Annotated in this window: 16 protein-coding genes; 12 read left to right on the forward strand and 4 right to left on the reverse strand. The window is 61.3% G+C overall.

Annotated elements, in window-relative coordinates:
* Positions 1 to 41: 41 nt before the first annotated feature.
* Positions 42 to 992, forward strand: coding sequence for a polysaccharide pyruvyl transferase family protein (locus HT585_RS29295; RefSeq protein WP_176356310.1), 951 nt, complete (start codon positions 42 to 44; stop codon positions 990 to 992).
* 44 nt (positions 993 to 1,036) lie between these two features.
* On the opposite strand, the gene HT585_RS29300 is transcribed toward HT585_RS29295, so the two are convergent.
* On the reverse strand, positions 1,037 to 2,056 hold the full coding sequence (locus HT585_RS29300; RefSeq protein WP_176356311.1) for a glycosyltransferase family 2 protein: 1,020 nt from the start codon (positions 2,054 to 2,056) through the stop codon (positions 1,037 to 1,039).
* A gap of 154 nt (positions 2,057 to 2,210) precedes the next feature.
* Entirely contained in the window at positions 2,211 to 2,495 is a 285-nt protein-coding gene (locus HT585_RS29305) for an exopolysaccharide production repressor protein (RefSeq protein ID WP_173422170.1), read from the reverse strand.
* A 771-nt stretch (positions 2,496 to 3,266) separates the two neighbouring features.
* On the opposite strand from HT585_RS29305, the gene HT585_RS29310 reads away from it, so the two are divergent.
* The 4 genes from HT585_RS29310 to HT585_RS29325 all read left to right on the forward strand — a co-directional run bounded on the left by HT585_RS29310 (position 3,267) and on the right by HT585_RS29325 (position 7,704).
* Positions 3,267 to 3,947: a sugar transferase gene (locus HT585_RS29310; RefSeq protein WP_176356312.1), complete on the forward strand. Its 681-nt coding sequence runs from the start codon at positions 3,267 to 3,269 to the stop codon at positions 3,945 to 3,947.
* 76 nt (positions 3,948 to 4,023) lie between these two features.
* The gene (locus HT585_RS29315) at positions 4,024 to 5,295 is read left to right on the forward strand and encodes a polysaccharide biosynthesis/export family protein (protein ID WP_176356313.1); all 1,272 of its coding nucleotides are present in this window, start codon (positions 4,024 to 4,026) and stop codon (positions 5,293 to 5,295) included.
* 109 nt (positions 5,296 to 5,404) lie between these two features.
* The gene (locus HT585_RS29320) at positions 5,405 to 6,688 is read left to right on the forward strand and encodes an O-antigen ligase family protein (RefSeq protein WP_176356314.1); all 1,284 of its coding nucleotides are present in this window, start codon (positions 5,405 to 5,407) and stop codon (positions 6,686 to 6,688) included.
* A 14-nt stretch (positions 6,689 to 6,702) separates the two neighbouring features.
* Positions 6,703 to 7,704, forward strand: coding sequence for an acyltransferase family protein (locus HT585_RS29325; protein WP_176356315.1), 1,002 nt, complete (start codon positions 6,703 to 6,705; stop codon positions 7,702 to 7,704).
* Positions 7,705 to 7,743: 39 nt separating this feature from the next.
* On the opposite strand, the gene galE is transcribed toward HT585_RS29325, so the two are convergent.
* A complete protein-coding gene (gene galE, locus HT585_RS29330; RefSeq protein WP_176356316.1) occupies positions 7,744 to 8,730 on the reverse strand; it encodes a UDP-glucose 4-epimerase GalE in 987 nt (328 codons plus the stop codon).
* Positions 8,731 to 9,039: 309 nt separating this feature from the next.
* On the opposite strand from galE, the gene HT585_RS29335 reads away from it, so the two are divergent.
* The 7 genes from HT585_RS29335 to HT585_RS29365 all read left to right on the forward strand — a co-directional run bounded on the left by HT585_RS29335 (position 9,040) and on the right by HT585_RS29365 (position 16,579).
* On the forward strand, positions 9,040 to 10,671 hold the full coding sequence (locus tag HT585_RS29335; protein ID WP_176356317.1) for a TIGR04028 family ABC transporter substrate-binding protein: 1,632 nt from the start codon (positions 9,040 to 9,042) through the stop codon (positions 10,669 to 10,671).
* 69 nt (positions 10,672 to 10,740) lie between these two features.
* Positions 10,741 to 11,685, forward strand: coding sequence for an ABC transporter permease (locus tag HT585_RS29340; RefSeq protein ID WP_176356318.1), 945 nt, complete (start codon positions 10,741 to 10,743; stop codon positions 11,683 to 11,685).
* Positions 11,682 to 12,566: an ABC transporter permease gene (locus tag HT585_RS29345; protein WP_176356319.1), complete on the forward strand. Its 885-nt coding sequence runs from the start codon at positions 11,682 to 11,684 to the stop codon at positions 12,564 to 12,566. The genes HT585_RS29340 and HT585_RS29345 overlap by 4 nt, the downstream gene beginning before the upstream one ends.
* Positions 12,563 to 14,212: a dipeptide ABC transporter ATP-binding protein gene (locus tag HT585_RS29350; protein WP_176356320.1), complete on the forward strand. Its 1,650-nt coding sequence runs from the start codon at positions 12,563 to 12,565 to the stop codon at positions 14,210 to 14,212. Before HT585_RS29345 ends, HT585_RS29350 begins: the two co-directional genes overlap by 4 nt.
* A gap of 29 nt (positions 14,213 to 14,241) precedes the next feature.
* Positions 14,242 to 15,288 (forward strand): putative FMN-dependent luciferase-like monooxygenase, encoded by a 1,047-nt coding sequence (locus HT585_RS29355; RefSeq protein ID WP_176356321.1) that lies wholly within the window; start codon positions 14,242 to 14,244, stop codon positions 15,286 to 15,288.
* A 48-nt stretch (positions 15,289 to 15,336) separates the two neighbouring features.
* A complete protein-coding gene (locus HT585_RS29360) occupies positions 15,337 to 15,954 on the forward strand; it encodes a CMD domain protein (RefSeq protein WP_176356322.1) in 618 nt (205 codons plus the stop codon).
* Positions 15,955 to 15,973: 19 nt separating this feature from the next.
* Positions 15,974 to 16,579, forward strand: coding sequence for an alkylhydroperoxidase domain protein (locus tag HT585_RS29365; protein WP_176356323.1), 606 nt, complete (start codon positions 15,974 to 15,976; stop codon positions 16,577 to 16,579).
* Between the two features lie 246 nt (positions 16,580 to 16,825).
* Here HT585_RS29365 and HT585_RS29370 read toward each other — a convergent pair whose 3' ends face one another.
* The gene (locus HT585_RS29370) at positions 16,826 to 17,236 is read right to left on the reverse strand and encodes a DUF983 domain-containing protein (protein ID WP_176356324.1); all 411 of its coding nucleotides are present in this window, start codon (positions 17,234 to 17,236) and stop codon (positions 16,826 to 16,828) included.
* Positions 17,237 to 17,242 lie beyond the last annotated feature (6 nt).

Raw genomic sequence — 17,242 nt, forward strand, 5'->3', positions numbered from 1 at the left:
CGCGGCGCCGGACACATTTCATTTGAGAGAAGGGACCGCTTATGAAGCCCTATTATTGGGAATCACATCACGGAAATTTCGGAGACGACCTCAATCTTTGGCTCTGGGATTTCCTCTTGCCTGGTTTCCGCGACAGCCATGACGACATCCTGCTCGTCGGCGTCGGTACGGTGCTCAACCGAGCGTTATTGCCCGACGGTATGCGAAAACTCGTGCTCGGCAGCGGCTTCGGCTATGGCACGCTGCCGGATATGCGCGACAAGGCGGAGTGGGACGTGCGCTGTGTGCGCGGTCCGCTGACCGCCGAAAAGGTCGGTATCGCGCCTGAGCGCGGCATCATCGACCCGGCCGTGATGGTTGCCGAGATGCCCGAGTTCCGAAACCTGCCGAAGATCCACAAGCGCAGCTTCGTGCCGCATTGGGAGAGTGCTATCGCCGGCATGTGGCCGACGACCTGCGGCACGGTCGGCCTGCACTATATCGACCCGCGCGGCGAGGCAGGAGCCGTCATCAGGGAGATCGCCCAGTCAGAGTTGATCGTGGCGGAATCGATGCACGGTGCAATCTTGGCCGATGCTTTTCGGGTTCCCTGGGTGGCTGTCTCGACATCGGACAGCATCAACAGCTTCAAGTGGAACGACTGGGCGCAGACGGTTGGGGTCACCTATCGCCCTCGCCATGTTCCGGTGTCGAGCCGCGCCGAAGCGATGATCAAGGGCACAAAGTTCTGGGGCGTGGGTTTCGATGTCGCTGAAACCGACGCTGAAGACCCGAACCGGCGGCAGATCGACGGTGGTCTGGTCGTCGATGCGGCGCCGCCGAGGCAGACTTTCCTGCGCGGTGCCGCCAAGCAGTTTCTAGCCGCGCCATCGACGTTGGCCTTGTGGCAGGCGAGCAGAGTCGCGCCGCAGCTGAGCGAAGACCGGGTGCTTGCCGAACGCAAGACGCGCTTCCGCGAGGTTCTCGACACCGTTCGTCGCGACTATCTCTAAGGAAAACAGAAACGGCGCCCGAAGCGGGCGCCGTTCCAGCAACGTTAGCTCAACTCGGCCGAGGCCGGCAGCAGATAGCGCAACTGTCCTGAGTGGCCGGCTTCGGCAAGCGTCTCGGACTTGCTCGTCCTCATACGCTCGGTCTTGTCGGCAAAAATTCCACCTGCAACTGCCGAAAACGCTGCCGGTTTGCCGAGCAGATAGCTGATGGCGGCGATCGGGCCGCCTTCGCGTTTTATGTCGAGGAACCGCCGGTGTTCGTAGCGTCCACGGATATGGCGTTCGTGCCGACGGATGACCGCGGCCGCCTCCGCGCTTAATCGATTGTCGGCGAGAATGACACGGTCGGCCTCATAAAGCCTTCTCAGATCTTCGGTGCGGTGACTGCCGCTGAGCGAGTTGCCGCGCACGATCGCCGCATAGCCGCAGCTGTGGATGATCTTGTAACGCGCGCCCTTGGCGAGCGCCCGCAGGTAGAGGTCGTAGTCTTCACCGAGACGAAGGGCCTCGTTGTAGGCGAGCTGATGCGTCAACAGGAAATCACGCCGCATCAGCGGTTTCAAAAAGCCGATCTCGCCACGCCTGACGCCGCGGCGAGATATATTGCCCTCGACGAAGCCGGTGAGATCGAGCAGGCGTGGTTCCGGTTGGAACCGTCCGACGTCGACTGCTGCGCTGGCCGCAGCCGCCTCGTCCATGAAGGCGATGTTGTCGGCAACGAAGTCCCAGTCGGGCACATCAACAAGCTGCGCGAGCCTCCCCGGCAGAAAGAAGTCGTCGGCATCGAGGATGGCAAGGATAGGCGAGCGGCTGATCGCGATCGCGTGATTTCGTGCGGCTGCCGGTCCTCGATTGCGCTCAAAGCGCACGATGTTCAACCGTCCGGTGTCATCTGCGGCGGAGAGGGCAGCCGACGCGGTCGCGTCGCTCGAGCCGTCGTCGATGACGATGATCTCGGCGGTTTCGGGTTCGGCGAGCGCCGAAGCGACGGCCCTTGCAATCGTTTCGGCGGCATTCTTTGCGGCGATGATGACACAGACGTCCATCGTTGCAGCTGCGCTCATTGTGGCCTCCAGCGTTACATCGGGCATGGCCGGCATCGCTGTTGCTTCGCCGGTTCGCCGCAAGATGCAACGGGATCGTGTCGTAACCGCGTCAAAACGTTGACTTTTTTGTCGATGGTATCATTGGCGTCAGGGGGACGCCGCTTTTTGCGCGTCAGGGATTGAAGTGGCCCGGCCTGTTCAAACGCCCGGTCGAGACCTTGCCGGTCTGCTTTTCTTCTGTCGCTGTTCGTGCGTTCTCGGCTGCCTGCCGGTCGCGTTCGCGCGCCTTCTTCCACACGAGGAAGACGACCGCCAGAAAATAGCCGACCTGCATTAGCACGGCGCAGATCAAGGTCTGGATCAGGGTCGAAGTCAGCGAACCGTTCAGCAGGTAGGTGACGATGGCAAAGACCGTCAAGGCGCCAATCATGCTCGCAAAGACGCGGGGTGCGAACATCGCGCTACCTAGCTTTCGGATCTGTTGTTGGTATCTCCATCGGAGCCAAGGCCCTTCCCACCACAGAGGTTCAATATATTGGCGGTTACGCCTGGGTTCAACCGGCAATAGCCGCAGACGCAATATATGCGGCTATAGCCCCCAAAATGTTTATGTCGCCTTTAGAACAGGCCGGCGCCAATCAAATTCCGTTGATTTGGTATTCGGGAGAGGCCGAGGGAATCGATTTGTGTCGGCCGAATTACGGCTGTCCACGGACCGGAGAGAACGTCCCGTTTTCCACCCACTGTGGGTTTCGCCTTGTTTCGTTCGTCTCGAGGTTGGCGTTCGATCCGCTTTCATTATCAACTTTTGTTACAAGCTTCGGGTTGGTGACGGCTTTGTGCGTGCAATGCAAAAGATTGCTGCACTGCAAGATGCGCCGACCAATTTGACGGATTTCAATTTACGCAGAGGGCAAATTTCCCGATGCAAGACGAAAGCAAACATCCTGATATCAAGGTACGGTCGATTATTTCATGAGTAATTTCGATCTATCCGGAAATTGCATCGGCATCTTCAGGAATACACTTGGTCTCCCATGAATAGATGATCTTCGTTGTCGGGGAAATATTACATATTCGCAATCGATGATATACGTCTGAGGGATGTGCGGGGGGTGGTGGTCATCTTTTCGCCTTTAAAAAGCAAATCCTAACCATACACTCATTCTTGGATACGAGTGCGCCCCAAGGGGACCGACCAATCGCCAACGTAAATGGAGTCTTCTCTATGAAGTCTGCGACACGATCGGCCAATTCGCCGTTTTTCAGTACCGCAGAGTCGGGAGCATATCGTCCGGTAGGAGGAATTTCGAAGCGTGGCTTCGACGTCTTTACCGCTTCGCTGGCTCTCGTCTTTCTCAGTCCGCTCTTTCTGCTCTTGATGATGCTCGTCAAGTTTTCCGATGGTGGATCCGTCTTTTACGGCCACCGCCGTATCGGCCACAACGGCCGCTCATTTCGCTGCCTGAAGTTCCGCACGATGCGGGCCGACGGTGATCGGCTCTTGCAGGACTATCTCCGCAACAATCCGGCCGCCTACGAGGAGTGGCGAGCGACCCGCAAACTACAGGACGATCCGCGCGTAACCGTCGTCGGCAGCGTGTTGCGCAAGCTCAGCCTCGACGAACTGCCGCAGTTGATCAACATCATCCGCGGTGAAATGAGCATCGTCGGCCCGCGACCTGTCGTGGAGGACGAACTCGAACTCTACGACGCAGCGGCCGTCTTCTATCTGCAGACTCGGCCGGGCCTGACGGGCCTTTGGCAGATCAGCGGTAGGAATGACGTTTCCTACGCTACACGCGTGGCCTTCGACACCCACTATGTGCAGAACTGGTCGCTGATCCGCGACGTCTCCATCGTCTTCAAGACGATCCCCGCAGTCTGCTTTTCTCGCGGCAGCTACTGACCATCGCTGCGCCACGGAGCCTGACGACCTCGGTCGTTGGACGCCGGCGCGCGCGAACCGCAACCGGGAAACCGTAATGACAGATCAAATTGCCAGCGGGAGATCCGTAATCTCCCTTCGAAAGACCTATTCCCTGAAGGTCGCCCTGCTGGCGGCCGTTACCGTGTTGGGCACGCTGCCTGTCCAAGCCGACGAGTACCATCTCGGCGTCATGGACAAGTTGAAGATCCGCGTTGCCGAATGGCAGACAGCCGAAGGCGCGGTGCGCGACTGGTCGGTGGTGAGCGGCGAATACACCGTCGGCGCCTCCGGCATGGTGTCCATCCCCTTCATTGGTGACTTGCCGGCGGCGGGCAAGACGACGAACGAGATGAGCGAGGCGATCGGCGTCAAGATGCAGACGCTGTTCGGCCTGCGCGACCGTCCCTCGGCCTCGGTCGAACTCGCCCAATATCGTCCGGTGTACCTCTCAGGCGAGATTCAGAAGCCCGGCGAGTACCCTTACGCACCGAACCTGACGGTGCTGAAAGCCGTCAGTCTGGGTGGCGGCTTAAGACGCTCGGAAAGCGGACAACGTTTCGCCCGCGACTACATCAATGCCCGCGGAGATTCGAGCGTGCAGGTCTCCGAGCGCAACCGGCTCCTGATCCGGCGCGCGCGCCTGCAGGCGGAGATAGCCGGCAGAGACAAGATCGAGCTGCCGAAGGAACTCAAGGATGCCCCTGACGTCGCCGGCCTGCTCGAAAGCGAGACGGCCTTGATGGTTTCTCGCGACAAAAGGCAGAAGCGGCAGTTGGCATCGCTGGCCGATCTCAAATCCCTGCTCGAAAACGAAATCGAGGCGCTGGCGAAAAAGTCCGAGACCCAGAACCGCCAATTGGACCTGGTGATCGAAGATCGGGACAAGATCGAAGGCCTTGCCGAAAAGGGGCTGGCATTGGCCGCGCGTAAGCTCGCTCTGGAGCAGCGCGTGGCGGAGTTGCAGGGGGCCGTTCTCGATATCGACACAGCATCCTTGAAGGCAAAACAGGATGTCAGCAAGGCGACGCAGGACGACACCAACCTGCGCAACGATTGGGATGCCCAGCTTGCTCAGGACCTGCAGAACACCGAGGCCGAGCTCGACACATTGGCGATCAAACTCGGCACCAGTCGCGATCTCATGACCGAAGCGCTGCTGCAATCGGCCGAGGCAGCGCAGACCAAGGACAACATGTCGGAGGCGGTGATCAGCTATTCGATCGTCCGCGAGAAGGACGGCAAGGCGATTGAGATTGCGGCCGATGAGAACACGCCGGTTCAGCCGGGCGACGTGATCAAGATCGAAGCCAACGTAGCGATGCGCTAGCGCGCTTCAGCGAGCAGTGCGAGGCGGGACCGTCAGGAAGCGCTTGAGAACAAAGAGATAGAGCGTTTCTCTGATGCCCCATTATCGAGAACCGCTTTGAAGGATCGCGATGAAGATTTCCAAGGCAAGCCTCGTTTCTCCTGGTGAAAACCAGGCCTACGGCACGTTTGCGCTGGCAATTTCGTTCTTCGTCTTTGCCTATTCCTCGCGGTTCGGGCAAGCGTCGATCCTCGTCTATTATGCGCTGTGGCTGCCGCTTGTCCTCGTCGACTATCGACAGGTGCTCGGCAATTACGGCAGATACATCTGGATCCTCACCTTTGCCGTCTTTGCATGTCTGTCGGTGTTCTGGTCGGCAGCGCCGGGGATGACGGCAAGGACAGGGGTGCAGTATCTCTCCCACGTCGTGTGCGCCTTGATCGCCATGCGCACGATCGACATCCGCACGCTCGTTCGCGGTGCGCTTGTGGGTGTCGGTATCGTCCTCGTCTATTCGTTGCTGTTTGGCGTCTACCACCTCGATCCGCTCGACGGCACCTATAGCTTTGTCGGCGCCTTCGCCTCGAAGAATCAGCTCGGCTTCTATGCGTCGCTCGGGATCTACTTTGCCTTTATCGCGCCTGTTGCGCTTAGGGAGCGCAGGCTCTGGCTCGGCATTGCGGGGGCCGTGGGGCTGATATCGGCCTATTCGCTGTTTGCCTCGCAATCGGCGACATCCGTCCTGACGGCCGTCGCTATCGTGTGTTGCTGGCTCGGCATGCGCGCTGTCGGCATGCTGTCACCCAGCCATCGCAAGGGGCTGTTTCTCGCTGCCGTCGTCGTGGGCGGGGTTACGGCCATTGCCGCAGTCTATGGTGGTGGCGTCGATCTCGTTCTCGGCCTCTTCGGGAAGGATTCGACGCTGACCGGTCGAACCTATCTCTGGCAGCAGGGCATTGAGGCTGCGCTCTCCTCGCCGGTCGTCGGCGTGGGCTACCAGGCCTATTGGGTCCAAGGTTTCTCCGAACCGGAGCGGCTGTGGGAAGAGTTCTTTATCGCGACCCGATCTGGCTTCCATTTTCACAACACTTTCATCGAGGCGATGGTGGAGACAGGTGCGATCGGGCTCGTGTTCCTTTGCGCCGCGCTTCTGGTGACCGTCTTCGGCCATATCAAAAGACTGCTCACCTATGACCATCACACGGAATCGTCCGTTCTGTTCGGCGTGGCGATGCTGCTTCTCGTACGGGCGTTCGTCGAGATCGACATCATGAACCCCTATCACGTCGGCTCCTTCCTGCTCTATTTCGCAGCCGGGAAGCTGACGATCAGGCAGGGTCGGAAGGTTGCCAGCGAGCGCCGCGTCGCTGAGGGCAGGGTGCTCGCGAGCCACCACCCGCAGCTGAGGTTCTGATGGCGCAAACGCTGATGAAAACCATCCATGGCATCCAGTATCTGCGCGCGCTTGCCGCACTCGGCGTGGTGCTGTTTCACGCGGCCGAACGCACGGGCCATCATTTTGCGATCGGGGCGGCCGGCGTTGATGTCTTCTTCGTCATCAGCGGCTTCATCATGTGGGTGATCAGTGATCGTCGCCCGGTCGCGCCGATGGCGTTCCTAAAAGAGCGGCTGCGCCGGATTGCGCCGATCTATTGGCTTGCCACACTGGTGATGATCGGTGGCGGAGTTGCCGGCCTCTTCCCCAACCTCGTTCTGATGATCGAACATGTCGTCGCATCCTTGCTGTTCATCCCGGCACGGTCGCCGAGCAGCGGCGAGATCTGGCCGGTGCTCGTGCAAGGCTGGACATTGAATTTCGAGATGTTTTTCTACCTCGTCTTCGCCGCCTCACTGATGTTGCCGAGGCATCGCCGACTGGCAGCGATGGCGGTGTTGTTCCTGTCGTTGGTGGTGACAGGGATCGCTATCGATACGGAGAACGCGCTGATGCTGACCTACACGCGTCCAGTCATTCTCGAATTTGTCGCTGGCATGATTGTCGCCGATTTCTGGCTGCGGGGCCGGATTGCCGGGCCACGCTTCGGCATCGTGCTTGTCGTCTGTGCATTCCTGGGGTTCGCGGCCCTTGCCGTCCTGCGCCTGCCGTTTGACGAACGCATCTTGGGGCCGCTGGCGGTGATGCTTGTCGTTGGCACGCTCGCCCTTGAAGCCGCCGGCTGGTTTCGAAAGTGGGCGTTGCCGACCTTGCTCGGAGATGCCTCCTACTCGATCTACCTGTGGCACACCTTTGCCATATCGGTCGTCGTCAAGGCTGCGGCGATGGTGGGTCTGAATTCAGCGCTGACGCTGCTCGGCGCGTTGGCCGCCGGCACGATTGCCGGTATCGCGGCCTATCTCCTCATCGAGCGTCCGCTTATGCGACGTACCCGCTCCAGATTGCCCCTGAACCGGGTACGCCAGGCATCCTAGCCATGAAGCCAGGGATGCGATCAGTCGCGGTGCCTGATCTCAGGCACCCTGGTTGCGGCGGGAATGCCAGTTCCAGGCCGTGCGCGTAATCGCCGCCAGGTCATACTGCGGCTCCCAGCCGAGCACTTCACGGGCCTTGTCGTTGTTGGCGACGAGCGTGGTCGAATCGCCTTCGCGGCGATCGACATAGTCGATGCCGAACGAGCGTCCGGAGACTTCGGTAATGGCGTTCAGAAGTTCCTTCACCGTCGTGCCGGTGCCAGTGCCGAGATTGAGTTCGACGCTGTCGCCGCCATCAAGCAGGTATTCGACGGCGCGGACATGGGCGTCGGCGAGATCGAGCACATGGATATAGTCGCGCACGCAGGTCCCGTCGCGGGTTTCGTAATCGGTTCCGAAGACCTTGAAGCCATCGCGGCGACCGAGAGCCGCGTCGATTGCCAGCGGGATCGCATGGGTCTCAGGCTCGTGCCACTCGCCGATCCGCCCCTCAGGGTCGGCACCGGCGGCGTTGAAATAGCGCAGGATGACAGATCGCAGACCCTTGTATTGCCCGTAGTCCTTCAGCGCCTGCTCGCAGACCCACTTTGTTCGGCCATAGGGGTTGATCGGCGCCTGGCGATGCTGTTCGTCGATCGGTACGCTTTCCGGCAGACCATAGGTGGCGCAGGTGGACGAAAACACGAAAGCCTCGATGCCGGCCGCCAGGGCCGCCGACAGAAGGGTCAGGGTTCCAATGACGTTGTTGTCATAGAAGGAGACTGGATCCTTGACGGATTCTCCAACCTCGATCATCGCCGCGAAATGCAAGATCGCGCGCGGCTTGTGTCGTGCCAGCACCTCGTCCAGCCGTTGGCGGTCGCGGATGTCTCCCTTTTCCAGAACACCCCATTTGACGAACTCCTCATGACCGTTCGACAGATTGTCATAGACCACGGGCTCGAACCCCTTGGAGGCCAACTGAAGGCAGGTGTGCGAGCCGATATAGCCGGCGCCACCGACGACAAGAACCTTGTTATTTGTCATGAATATCTCAATCTCGGGCTTGGAAGGAATTGGCAAAGTTTTCAATGAATAGGGGCCAAATTGTCAATGGCTCGTGAAGCGTTTCGCGCACGATGCGATACTTCAATTCAGCGCCCTGATCCGTTTGTCGCTTGAGACCAGCAAAAGAAGGCAGGGAGACGGCCTCGGGAGAAATATCTCCATCGCTTCCCACACGGAGATGCTTCTTTCCCTTCGCGCAAAACATATAGCATATTAATTTACTAGATTTAGTTGATAATAAGACGCATCCTCGTACGATAGCCTTCAGATTTTTGAAGGAAGGCTCCCATGACGACGAAACTGAAACGGCTCGCGCTGACGCTGGCGGCAATTTCCGCCTCCGGCCTGTTCCTGCCCGGCGCTTTTGCGAGCGACCCGGTCAAGGGTGGAACGCTGATCTATCTCGAGCAGCAGGCCCACACCAATCTCTACCCACCGGCCGGCGGCTTTTATCCGAACGGTGGCATCCTCAACCAGATCACCGACAAGCTGACCTACCAGAACCCGAAGACGCTCGAAATCGAGCCCTGGATCGCCGAATCCTGGACCGTTAACGCCGATGCGACCGAGTACACCTTCAAGATTCGCTCGGGTGTGACCTTCTCTGACGGGACGCCGCTCGATGCTGCCGCGGTCGCGAAGAACTACGACGTTTTCGGCCTCGGCAACAAGGAGCTGAAGCAACCGGTCTCCGAGGTCATAAACAACTACGAGCGCAGCGAGGTCGTCGATCCCCAGACTGTCAAGTTCTACTTCAAGAAGCCGTCGCCGGGTTTCCTGCAGGGCACGTCTGTCATCGGTTCCGGCCTTGTCGCCGCAAGCACGCTGGCGCTTCCATTCGAACAACTGGGCGACGCTACCAAGATCATCGGTTCAGGCCCGTTCGTCGTCGACAGCGAAACGATCGGTAAGGAGCTGAACTTGAAGGCGCGCGAAGAATACGCCTGGGGTCCGGCGAAGCTGGAACATCAGGGTAGGCCCTATCTCGACGGCATCAAGTACATCATCACCGGCGAAGACAGCGTGCGCATCGGCGCACTGCTTGCTGGCCAGGCCGATTTTATCCGGCAGGTGCAGGCCTATGACGAAAAGCAGGTCGAGGCTCAGGATTACCAGATCTACGCGCCCTCGACGCGGGGCGTGAACAACAGCGTGGTCTTCCGACCCGACAATCCGCTCGTCGCAGACGTCAGGGTTCGCAAGGCGCTGTTGCATGCGACCGACGCCAAGGAAATCGTCACGACCCTGTTTTCAGCCAATTACCCGCAGGCAACATCAATCATCGCCTCCACGGCCCTCGGCTACCGCGATATCTCGGCAAAGCTCGCCTTCGATCCCGAAAAGGCGAAGGCCCTGCTGGATGAAGCCGGCTGGACGGTCGGAGCCAACGGCCTGCGGCAGAAAGACGGCAAGGAACTGGTGCTGACGGCATACGAATCCCTGCCGCAGCCGCAGAACAAGGAAACCTTGCAGCTCGTCGCCCAGCAATGGGGCAAGCTCGGCGTCAAGCTGACCGTTCTTGCAGGCGACAGCGGCAGCCGGATCGTCGACGATCTCGATCCGTTGAAGACGCCGGTATCGCCGGCCATGGTCGGTCGTGCCGATCCCGATGTGATCAAGAGCCAGTACTATCCGAAGAACCGTGACGTGCTGCGCCAGAAGGGCGGCCAGAGCGACAAGGTCCAGAGTTTTGCCGACGACAAGTTGAACGGCCTGCTCGAGGCGCTTTCCTCGGAGCCGGATCGCGAAAAGCGCCTGGCGATTGCCGGCGAGGTTCAGGACTACGTCGTCGACCAGGCCTATGCGATCCCGATCTTCGAAGAGCCGCAAGCCTTTGCCGGTGCGCCTTACGTTCAGGGCATCGCCTTTGAGGCGGTCGGCCGCCCAAGCTTCTACAGCACCTGGCTCGCCGAACACTGAAGTCGACCTCCCGGCCACGCGTTTCGCCGTGGCCGGTCTTTGCAATGAGACCAAGCAGAGGAACGTCTGATGTCCGGATATTTGCTCAATCGGCTGGGGCAGGCGTTGTTCGTCCTGTGGGCGGCTTTCACCATCTCCTTCGTGTTGCTGCAGGCCATGCCCGGTGACGCCATCCTCATCAAGTTCCAGAACCCGGAGCTTGGGCTAAACCCGCAGCAGATCGCCGACATCCGCGCGTCCTATGCTGCCGACAGTGCCATCTGGGTGCAGTATATTCAGACGATCGGGCGGTTTCTCACCGGCAATTTCGGCTATTCCGTTCAGGTTGGCGTGCCCGTCAGCACGATGTTGGCCGCTCACCTGCCGGCGACGCTCAAGCTTGCATCGCTTGGCTTTCTGCTGGCTGCCATCTTTGCCGCTGTCATTGCTTTCGTGTCCAGCCTCACGCCCTTTGTCTGGATCCGGGGTGCGCTGCAGTCCGTGCCGTCGCTCTTCATCTCGATCCCGACTTTCTGGCTCGGCATCATGCTGATCCAGATCTTTTCGTTTCGGCTGAAGCTCGTACCGGTCATCAACCCCGGTCCCTGGCAGGAACTGATCCTCCCGGTCATCACGCTGGCCGTGCCGATCTCCGCCCCGCTTGCCCAGGTCCTCGTCCGCAATATCGACGATGTGCTTACAAGCCCCTTCGTTGCCGTTGCCCGCGCCAAGGGGGCGACCCGCCAGTGGGTGCTGTGGCGGCACGTCGCCAAGAATGCGCTGCTGCCGACGCTGACGATCGCCGGCGTGCTCTTCGGCGAACTTATCGCCGGTGCGGTCGTCACCGAGACGGTGTTCGGCCTCAACGGCATCGGCGGCCTGACCGGAAGGGCCGTCGGCAGTCAGGACGCCGCCGTGCTTCAGGCGATCGTTGTGTTCTCGGCGCTCGCCTTCGTCATCATCAATCTCATCGTGGATCTGCTCTTTCCTGTGCTCGATCCCCGCCTTCGTACAAAAGCTGGAGCCACGGCATGACCACGTTCGATACGATCCACCACGACGCCATCGCGTCCAGGCATGGACAGCGGGCGGGCAGGCGCTTCTCGGTCCCTCATCTCATCCGACGGTTGCCAGTCGGCCTCGCCCTATCCTGGCTGGTTCTCGCCATCGCCTTCCTCTGGGCCGTCGCTCCGTGGCTTTTCACCAGCTACAATCCGCTCGAAGGGGTCGGCGGCGAACAGTTGCGCCGGCCGGATGCCAGCCATCTGCTTGGCACCGACGCGCTCGGACGCGATCTCTATGCCCGCATCGTCTATGGCGCGGTGCATTCGCTGACCGGCGCATTTGTCGCCGTGGCACTCGGTCTTGTCGTCGGCACCAGCATCGGGGTCATCGCAGGCTCGGTCCGGCGCCGCATCGACGATGCAATCATGCGCCTCATCGATGTCTTGCTGTCGATACCGCCACTCATGCTTTCACTCAGCATCATCATCCTGCTCGGTTTCGGCACGGTCAACGCGGCCATTGCCGTTGGCGTGACCTCGGTTGCGCGCTTTGCCCGTCTGTCGCGTTCTGAAGTCGTTCGTGTCCGGCGCAGCGATTATGTCGAGGCAGCGTTCGGCAGCGGCGGCACGTTCGCTGCGGTCCTCTGGCGGCACGTGCTACCGAACTCCCTGACCTCGGTCCTGGCTATTGCGGCGTTGCAGTTCGGGTCGGCGGTGCTGCAGATCTCGACGCTCGGCTTCCTGGGCTATGGCGCTCCGCCACCGACGCCAGAGTGGGGCTTGCTGATTGCCGAAGGCCGCAACTACATCTCGACGGCCTGGTGGTTGACCACTGCACCCGGCGTCATCGTCGTTCTCGTGGTTCTGGCTGCAAACCGCGTCAGCCAATCGTTCGGCAAGGTGGCAGCATGAGCGCGTCGAGTGTTCCCCACCCACCAGTGCTTGAGGTCGAGAACCTGTCGATCGCCTATCATGACGGCATTGCGCATCGCCGCGTCGTGCACGACGTCTCTTTCCGGATCGATCCCGGCGAGGTCGTTGCGCTGGTGGGCGAATCCGGATCCGGCAAGACGACGACGGCGCAATCGATCATCGGCTTGCTCCATGCCAATGGACGCATTGATGGCGGCAGCATCAGGCTCAACGGCACGGACATTTCGCGCTGGTCCGATCGCCAACTCGATACGGTCAGGGGCGCCAAGATCAGCCTGATACCGCAGGATCCGGCAAGCTCGCTCAATCCGGTCAAGACGATCGGCGCACAGGTCGGTGAGATTCTGCGCATCCATGGCGCCGCCAGCGGCCGCGATTTGGACGCGCGGGTGATTTCGCTTCTGGAGCGCGTGGGCTTGAGCGAACCAGCCCTCAGGGCGCGGCAATATCCGCACGAGCTGTCCGGCGGCATGCGCCAGCGCGTATTGATCGCCATTGCCGTCGCGCTGAAGCCGCAACTCATCATTGCCGATGAGCCGACCAGTGCGCTCGATGTGACGGTGCAGAAGCGCATCCTCGACCTGATCGACGAACTGCGCACCGAATATGGAACGTCGGTGCTGCTCGTGACTCACGATCTCGGCGTGGCCGCCGATCGCGCTGATCGGCTCGTCGTCCTGCAAGGCGGGCGTGTTCAGGAAGCGGGAGCGACCAAGGTCGTGCTCGCCGCACCGCGGTCAGCCTACGCCAGACAGCTACTGGCCGACGCGCCGTCGTTCTCGGCCGTTGCGCGCAAAGCGCCGGCGACCGCACGCGAAAAGCCTCTGGCATCAGGCGATGACGTTATCATTGTCGATGGCCTTGTGCAGGACTTCACTCGGACGGATGGCAACGGCAAATCGTTTCGCGCCGTCAATGACCTGAGCTTCCGGGTCCGTCGAGGCACAACCCATGCCATCGTCGGCGAGTCCGGCTCCGGCAAGACCACGACGATCCGGGCCATCGTCGGATTTCAGAAGCCGACTGCGGGCCGGATCGAGATCGATGGCACCGATCTATCGACGCTTCGTGGAGAGACGCTGCGTCAGTTCCGGCGCAAGATCCAGCTGGTCTATCAAAACCCGTACGGCTCGCTCGATCCGCGGCAGACGGTCTTCGAGATCGTCGCCGAGCCGCTTCTGAATTTCGGCAGTCTCGCCCGCCCGGCACGCGAGGAAAAGGTGCGGGCGATCCTCAGCCGTGTCGGCCTGCCGGAGCCGGCGCTTGACCGCCGCCCACACGCGCTTTCGGGCGGCCAGCGACAACGCGTGGCGATCGCCCGCGCACTGGTGCTCGACCCTGACGTGGTCGTTCTCGACGAAGCGGTCTCGGCCCTCGATGTGACGGTGCAGGCCCGCATCCTCGATCTTCTCGATGAACTCCAGCGTGATCTCGGGCTGACCTACCTGTTCGTGTCCCACGACCTCGCGGTCGTGCGGCAGATCTCGGACACGGTGTCGGTGCTGAAGGACGGCCGGGAGGTTGATGGAGGAGCGGTCGAGGACGTCTTCGAGCGCCCCGGCAGCGACTACACCCGCGAACTCATCAACGCCATCCCCGGACAAAAAAGAGCAGCCCTCGTCTGACGACGCGGGAATGAATGACAGGACAGACAATGACAAAGACGACGCCACGCAAGCGCCTTGGGTTCTTTACACGTCTCCTCGACGACGTCCCCGCAGGCGCCCGCTACCACTATGCGGCGGAGCAGATCGCCACCGCAGAGCGTTTCGGCTTCGATACCGCCTGGGTGGCCCAGCATCATTTCCATGCCGACGAAGGTGGCCTGCCGGCGCCGCTCGTCTTCCTGGCGCATGTCGCCGCACAGACCTCGCGCATCGGGCTTGGCACAGGCGTCATCACCCTGCCGCTCGAAAACCCGATCCGGGTTGCCGAGGACGCAGCGGTCCTCGACCTTCTCTCCTGCGGGCGTGTCGAGATCGGCTTCGGCACCGGCGGCACGCCGTCGTCCTTCACCGCGTTCGGCCTTGAGAGTGCGGAGCGTGGCGATATTTTCAGCCGATACCTGCGCGTCGTTCTCGACGCGTGGGCCGGGCGTAGCCTTGCAGGCGGCGACCAACTCTATCCGACTGCTCCGCAACTGCTCGACCGGATCTGGCAGGCGACGTTTTCTGTCGCGGGCGGTGAGCGGGCAGGGCGCGCCGGGGACGGCTTGATGCTGTCGCGCACCCAGCCTCGGTTGGCGGACCGCCCGACTGCCTCGCTCGGCGAACTGCAGAACCCGATCATCGATGCCTATCTCGCGGCATTGCCGGCAGATCGCACCCCGAAAATTCTGGGGTCCCGCAGCCTCTTCGTGGCTGACAGCCGAGACGAGGCGCTGCGCCTGGCCGAGATAGGTTTGCGCCGTGGCGCGGAGCGCTTGATTGGATCAGGTCTGAAGCCTGCCGGCAACTCGCTCGCCGATTTGATTTCCGCCTTCGACGTTCATGTGGGGACGCCCGATGACGTGATCGAAAGCCTGCGTGCGGATACGACACTCGATCGGGTCACAGACCTCGTCTTCCAGGTTCACTCCATCGATCCGCCGCACCCGCTGATCCTGCGCTCGATAGAGCTGATCGCGACCAAGGTGGCGCCGGCGCTCGGCTGGGCACCGGAAGAGAAATTTGCCCCCCGACGGCTCGGAGCCGTCGGCTGACGGTCTCGACGCCAGCGGCGTCGCTCAATTCAACGAAGGAGACTTCAAGTGACCACATCGACACCCGATATCATCGACCTGCTCGCCGGCATCAAGCCGGGCTCATCGCTTGATCGTATTCGCACCCAGCGACCGGAGACGCGCGAGCAGGCGCAGAAGAGCTATCTTGCGCTTTTCGAGCCCGATAATGCTGGCGACGTTTCGCTGGTCGAACGCCAGGCCATCGCCAGCTTCGTTGCCGGGCTGCACCGGCAACCGGATATCTTCGAATTTTACGTCAGTCCCCTGGAGGAAAGCGAAAAGAACCGCTGGTTGGTCGAGGTGCTGAAGGCCGAAATCGGTGCGGCGCACGCTGTCGGCCCCTATGGTCGATACCCGGCCGGTCCGCTGAGCATCGAGGACTCATCCGGTCCGATCCACCGCGTCTCGGACGCCGGCCGGGAAGCGCTCGGCGAAAAGCTCGCCGCAGCGCTTGAACATGCCCATCTGCTCATCTTCCACCTGCGCGACGCAAGCCCCAAGGCACTGCAGGCGCTTCTCGATGCGGGTTGGACGACAAACGGCATCGTGACGTTGTCGCAGCTCGTTTCATTCGTCGCGTTCCAGATCCGGGTGATCGCCGGCCTCGGCCTGCTTGCCGCGTCTGTCCGGCGCGCAGCCGCCTGAGCCTCAAAAGGAGTTTGTCATGACCGACCACATCATCACGCCCGCGATCGAAAATCGCCCGGTGTCGTTCACGCAGGCCGAGATCGGCTGGACACCCTGGCTTGAGCCGCTGGCGGAAGACGATCTGACGGAGGCGCATCTTGCCGGGCTCGTGGAGGCGTCGCGCGCCAAGTCGCCATATTTCCGTCTGCTCGTTCGCGATCCGGCGGTTCTCGAGGCAAGGACGAAGACGGACAAGGATATCTTCTACAATACCCGCACGGGCCTGCCGCGTGCCGAGCGCGAGCTTGCAGCGACGGTCGCATCGCGGTCGAACGGCTGCATCTTCTGCGCATCCGTGCATTCACGTTTCGCCTCGCACCATTCCAAGCGCGGCGACGACGTACAGAAGCTTCTCGACGACGGTGTGGGGGTGGATCTCGGCGAACGCTGGAACGCGATCGTTGCGGCGTCGGTGGCGCTGACGGCGACGCCGCCCACATTCGGCAACGATCATATCGAGCGCCTGTCCGCAGCCGGCCTCAATGAACTTGAGATCGCCGACGTCATCCACGGCGCCGCTTTCTTCAACTGGGCGAACCGCTTGATGCTTTCGCTCGGGGAGCCAACACCGGCAGTGCAGTGAACTGAGATTGAGGGGCGGGGGGAACTGGCGCACAGTATCAACGGATTCCGCCACCGCGGTTTCGTGGTGGAGAATCGGTACCGAGAACTAGGCCGTAACCTTAGCGATACGGCCACGCCGCATTGCTCCGCCCCTGCGACAGCAGGCGAAACGAGGCGCGAGCGTTCCGCGCCTCGTCTGCGTTCGATAGGGAAGCCACCAGCAGGGCTGCCGGCTAGGGTTCAATGCCCGTCAGGCAATCTGTGCCTATTGCGTTGGAGCGAGCGGCGGCTCAACCTGCCTGCGCACGAGCTTTCCTTCCTCGGCCTTGTAGAAGAACTGGCTTGAGACCAGCCAGCCTTTCAATGGTCGAAGCGGCGGAATGCACGTCAGTAACATGAACGGACCGGTCACCAGCAGGTGCATCCAGAGCGGTGCACTGTATTGCACCTCCAGCCAGACGCCGAGCAGCACGCTCGGCACGCAACCGAAGCAGATGACGAAGAAAGCGGGCCCGTCAGCGGGATCGGCGAAGGAGTAGTCGAGGTCGCATACCTCGCACGTCTTGCGCATCTTCAGGAAGCCTTCGAACAAATGCCCCTGGCCGCAACGCGGACAACGGCCGCGTAAGCCGGTTTGCATGGGAGGGATGGGCGGCCAATCGTGATCCGAAGACATATGCGT

Origin of the sequence: Ensifer oleiphilus, from assembly GCF_013371465.1 — a bacterium.
GTDB classification, from domain to species: Bacteria; Pseudomonadota; Alphaproteobacteria; order Rhizobiales; family Rhizobiaceae; genus Ensifer; species Ensifer oleiphilus.

What these genes read in the sequence shown, in the direction of transcription:
- HT585_RS29295 (WP_176356310.1), top strand. Translation starts at nt 42, where the DNA reads ATGAAGCCCTATTATTGGGAATCACATCACGGAAATTTCGGAGACGAC.
- HT585_RS29300 (WP_176356311.1), bottom strand. Translation starts at nt 2,056, where the DNA reads ATGAGCGCAGCTGCAACGATGGACGTCTGTGTCATCATCGCCGCAAAG.
- HT585_RS29305 (WP_173422170.1), bottom strand. Translation starts at nt 2,495, where the DNA reads ATGTTCGCACCCCGCGTCTTTGCGAGCATGATTGGCGCCTTGACGGTC.
- HT585_RS29310 (WP_176356312.1), top strand. Translation starts at nt 3,267, where the DNA reads ATGAAGTCTGCGACACGATCGGCCAATTCGCCGTTTTTCAGTACCGCA.
- HT585_RS29315 (WP_176356313.1), top strand. Translation starts at nt 4,024, where the DNA reads ATGACAGATCAAATTGCCAGCGGGAGATCCGTAATCTCCCTTCGAAAG.
- HT585_RS29320 (WP_176356314.1), top strand. Translation starts at nt 5,405, where the DNA reads ATGAAGATTTCCAAGGCAAGCCTCGTTTCTCCTGGTGAAAACCAGGCC.
- HT585_RS29325 (WP_176356315.1), top strand. Translation starts at nt 6,703, where the DNA reads ATGAAAACCATCCATGGCATCCAGTATCTGCGCGCGCTTGCCGCACTC.
- galE (WP_176356316.1), bottom strand. Translation starts at nt 8,730, where the DNA reads ATGACAAATAACAAGGTTCTTGTCGTCGGTGGCGCCGGCTATATCGGC.
- HT585_RS29335 (WP_176356317.1), top strand. Translation starts at nt 9,040, where the DNA reads ATGACGACGAAACTGAAACGGCTCGCGCTGACGCTGGCGGCAATTTCC.
- HT585_RS29340 (WP_176356318.1), top strand. Translation starts at nt 10,741, where the DNA reads ATGTCCGGATATTTGCTCAATCGGCTGGGGCAGGCGTTGTTCGTCCTG.
- HT585_RS29345 (WP_176356319.1), top strand. Translation starts at nt 11,682, where the DNA reads ATGACCACGTTCGATACGATCCACCACGACGCCATCGCGTCCAGGCAT.
- HT585_RS29350 (WP_176356320.1), top strand. Translation starts at nt 12,563, where the DNA reads ATGAGCGCGTCGAGTGTTCCCCACCCACCAGTGCTTGAGGTCGAGAAC.
- HT585_RS29355 (WP_176356321.1), top strand. Translation starts at nt 14,242, where the DNA reads ATGACAAAGACGACGCCACGCAAGCGCCTTGGGTTCTTTACACGTCTC.
- HT585_RS29365 (WP_176356323.1), top strand. Translation starts at nt 15,974, where the DNA reads ATGACCGACCACATCATCACGCCCGCGATCGAAAATCGCCCGGTGTCG.
- HT585_RS29370 (WP_176356324.1), bottom strand. Translation starts at nt 17,236, where the DNA reads ATGTCTTCGGATCACGATTGGCCGCCCATCCCTCCCATGCAAACCGGC.